Here is a 3,881-nt window from a genome sequence, read left to right on the forward strand (position 1 = left end):
GCGTAAGGTCGATGTGGGCAATGTGGTGCACCACGSCCAGGTGCTGATGGAGCTGGACCCGCAGGACTTGAAGCTGTCGCAGGCGCAGGCCATGGCCGCGCTGCGCGCCGCTGAAACCAACCGCGATCTGGCGGCGGCGGAGCTGAAGCGCTACCAGGAACTGCGCGAGAAGAATTTTGTGAGCCAGACCGTGCTCGATTCCAAGCTGTCGACCGCCAAGTCGGCGCAGGCGCAGGTGGATTCGGCGCTGGCAGCCTACCGCGGCCAGTCCAACCAGGCCGGCTACGCGAGCCTGACTTCGGACATCGACGGCGTAGTCACCGCCGTGGATGCGGAAGTAGGGCAGGTGGTCGCACCCGGCACGCCAGTAGTGCGCGTGGCGAAGTCGGACGAAAAGGAAATCGTGTTCGGCGTACCGGAAGATAAGGTCGACACCTTGCGCAAGACCCAGGACGTGCAAGTGCGCCTGTGGGCCGATCCGGACAAGCAGGTGCCGGGCAAGATCCGCGAGATTTCGCCGGTAGCCGACCCGTTCACCCGTACCTACGCCTTCAAAGTAACGATCCCGCAATCCTTGATCGAGGCGAAACTGGGCATGACGGCGGTGGTGGCCTTTGCGTCAAAGACCGCGATCCCCCAGATCAAAGTGCCGCTGACGGCGCTGTTCCGCGAGCGGAATGCCACCTCCGTGTGGGTGGTGGAGAATGGCGCGGTGAAGCTGGTGCCGGTCACCGTCGCAGGTGTGCAAGGTAACGATCTGGTGATCGGCGGTGGCATCAAGCCGGGCCAGACCATCGTCACCGCAGGCGTGAATCTGCTGAAGCCGGGCCAGAAGGTCAATGTTCTGGGAGCGCCGGTTAAATGAAGGATTTCAACCTCTCGCGCTGGGCGCTGGAGCATATCCCGCTCACGCGCTATCTGATTGCGGTGCTGCTAATTGGCGGCATGCTGTCGTACAAAAATCTGGGGCAGGACGAAGATCCGCCGTTTACCTTCCGCGCCATGGTGGTGCAGGCTTTCTGGCCCGGCGCGACCGCGCTGCAGATGGCCGACCAGGTGACCGACAAGCTTGAAAAGAAGCTGCAGGAAACGCCTTACATTCACGAGATCACCAGCTATTCCAAGCCGGGGCAGACCGTCATTATCGTCAACCTGCGCGAGTCGGCGCCGCCGAAAGAAGTGTCGCAGGCCTGGTATCAGGTGCGCAAGAAGATCGGCGACATCCGCGGCACGCTGCCGCCCGGTGTGATCGGCCCGGCCTTCAACGACGAATTCGGCGATACGTTCGGCTCCATCATCGCGCTGCGCGGCGATGGCTTTACCTATGCCGAAATGAAGGACTATGCGGACTTCGTGCGCCAGGCGCTGCTCAACGTGCCCAAGGTGTCGAAGGTTGAACTGCTTGGCGTGCAGGACGAAAAGATCGATATCGAGTTCTCGCACAAGAAGTTCGCCCAGCTTGGCCTGACGGTGGAACAGATCGCCAACCAGATCGCAACGCAGAACGTGGTGGAGGCGACCGGTGTGGTCGTCACGCCAACCGACAATCTGGAGGTGCGCGTATCCGGGGCGCTGAAGACCGTCAAGGACCTGGAAGAACTGGAGCTGCGCGCCAACGGGACGACCTTCCGTCTCGGCGACTTCGCGACCATCAGGCGCGGCTACCAGGACCCGCCGCGCGACAAAATGCGCTTCAACGGCAAAGAAGTGATCGGCCTGGGCATCTCGATGGAGAAGGGCGGTAATATCATCGAGCTGGGTAAGGATCTGGAAAAGACCGTCACCGAAATGAAGGGCAAGCTGCCGGTCGGTATTGAGCTGGACCGCGTGRCCAACCAGCCTGCCGCCGTGACTGCGTCCGTGGGCGAATTCCTGCACACGCTGATTGAGGCGGTGGTGATCGTGCTGGCGGTGAGCTTCGTTTCGCTGGGCGTGCACACCAAGCCCAAGCTGCGTATCGATGCCCGTCCGGGACTGGTGGTGGCACTGACCATTCCGCTGGTGCTGGCTGTGACCTTCCTATTCATGCGCATTTTCGACATCGACCTGCACAAAATTTCGCTGGGCGCTCTGATTATCGCGCTAGGTCTGCTGGTGGACGACGCCATCATTGCCGTGGAAATGATGGTGCGGAAGATGGAGGAGGGCCACTCGCGCTTCGATGCGGCCACCTTTGCCTACACCTCGACCGCGATGCCGATGCTGACCGGTACGCTGATTACGGTGGCTGGCTTCGTGCCGATCGGCCTGGCCGCATCGGCAGCGGGCGAGTACACCTTCTCGCTGTTCTCGGTGAATGCGATTGCACTGGTGACCTCGTGGGTGGTGGCCGTGGTGTTCACCCCTTACATCGGTTATGTGCTGCTGAAAGTGAAGCCGCACGCGCCGGGCGAACACGGACATGATCTGTTCGATACGCCGGGCTATGCGAAATTCCGCCGTATCGTGAACTGGTGCGTGGAGTACCGCTGGACGACGATTGGCGCGACGCTGCTGGTGTTCTTCCTTGGCGTGTTCGGCTTCAAGTTCATCGAGAAGCAGTTCTTCCCGGATTCCAGCCGTCCAGAGCTGATGGTGGAGATGTGGCTGCCGGAAGGTTCCTCCTTCGAACAGAACGAAAAGCAGGTGAAGAAGTTCGAGGCCTTCATGGCGAAACAGGAGGGCGTTGCGAGCGTGACCAGTTATGTCGGCACCGGCAGCCCGCGCTTCTACCTGCCGCTGAACCAGATTTTCCCGCAGACCAATGTGTCGCAGATGGTGGTGCTGGCGAAAGACCTGCATTCGCGCGAGGAGCTGCGCAAGAAGATCACGGACATCTTCAAGACTGACTTCCCGGAGGTGCGCGGCCGCGTCCAGCTGCTGCCGAATGGGCCGCCGGTGCCGTATCCGGTGCAGTTCCGCGTGACCGGCGCCGACGTGGCGACCGTGCGTTCGATCGCCGACCAGGTGAAGGATGTCATGCGCGCCAATCCGAATACGCTGGGCGTGAACGATAACTGGAACGAGTACATCAAGGTGCTGCGCCTGGATCTGGATCAGGACAAGATGCGCGCTTTGGGTGTGACGTCGCAGACCGTGATGCGGGCGGCGAACACGATCCTGTCCGGCACGCCGATCGGCCAGTTCCGCGAAGGCATCCGTCTGATCGATATCCAGGTGCGCCAGCCGCTGGAAGAGCGCAGCACGATTGCGGTGCTGAACGACACCTATATTCCAACCGCCAGCGGCAAGTCGGTGCCGATCTCGCAGCTGGCCCGCGTGCAGTTCGTGTGGGAGCCGGGCGTGGTGTGGCGCCTGGGCCGCGAATGGGCGATCACGGTGCAGGCCGACGTGGCGGAAGGCATCCAGGGTCCGACCGTTTCGGATCAGATCAATCCGAAACTGGATGCGCTGCGCAAGAAGCTGCCGGCCGGCTACGCGATCACGGTGAAGGGCGCTTCCTCGGATTCCAGCGCAGCGGAAGAGTCGATTTCGGCCAATCTGCCGCTGGCGATCTTCATCATCTTCACGCTGCTGATGCTGCAATTGCATAGCTTCTCGCGTTCGGTGATGGTGTTCCTGACCGGTCCTCTGGGCGTGGCGGGGGCGGCGATGGCGCTGCTGATCATGCACCGTCCGCTCGGCTTTGTGGCGAACCTGGGCATCATCGCGCTGTTCGGTATGATTATCCGGAACTCGGTGATCCTGGTGGACCAGATCGAGCAGGATATCAAGTTGGGCGTGCCGGCCTGGAATGCGATCGTGGAGTCGGCCGTGCGCCGCTGCCGTCCGATCTGCCTGACCGCGGCTGCGGCGGCGCTGGCCATGATTCCCTTGTCGCGCTCCGTATTCAGGGGGCCGATGGCGGTGGCGATCATGGGCGGGCTGATTCTGGCGACTGC

At 62.0% G+C, this 3,881-nt stretch carries 2 protein-coding genes; both read left to right on the forward strand.

What is annotated here, in order from left to right:
• Window positions 1-865 (forward strand): efflux RND transporter periplasmic adaptor subunit (locus AB4Z11_RS26010; RefSeq protein ID WP_442028724.1); only part of this gene is annotated, 865 nt, incomplete at its 5' end.
• The coding region (locus tag AB4Z11_RS26015) for an efflux RND transporter permease subunit (protein ID WP_442028726.1) at window positions 862-3,881 on the forward strand (3,020 nt) is incomplete at its 3' end. The genes AB4Z11_RS26010 and AB4Z11_RS26015, both read left to right, overlap by 4 nt.

It is taken from the genome of Pseudoduganella sp. RAF53_2 (assembly GCF_052113985.1).
Lineage (GTDB): Bacteria > Pseudomonadota > Gammaproteobacteria > Burkholderiales > Burkholderiaceae_D > Rugamonas.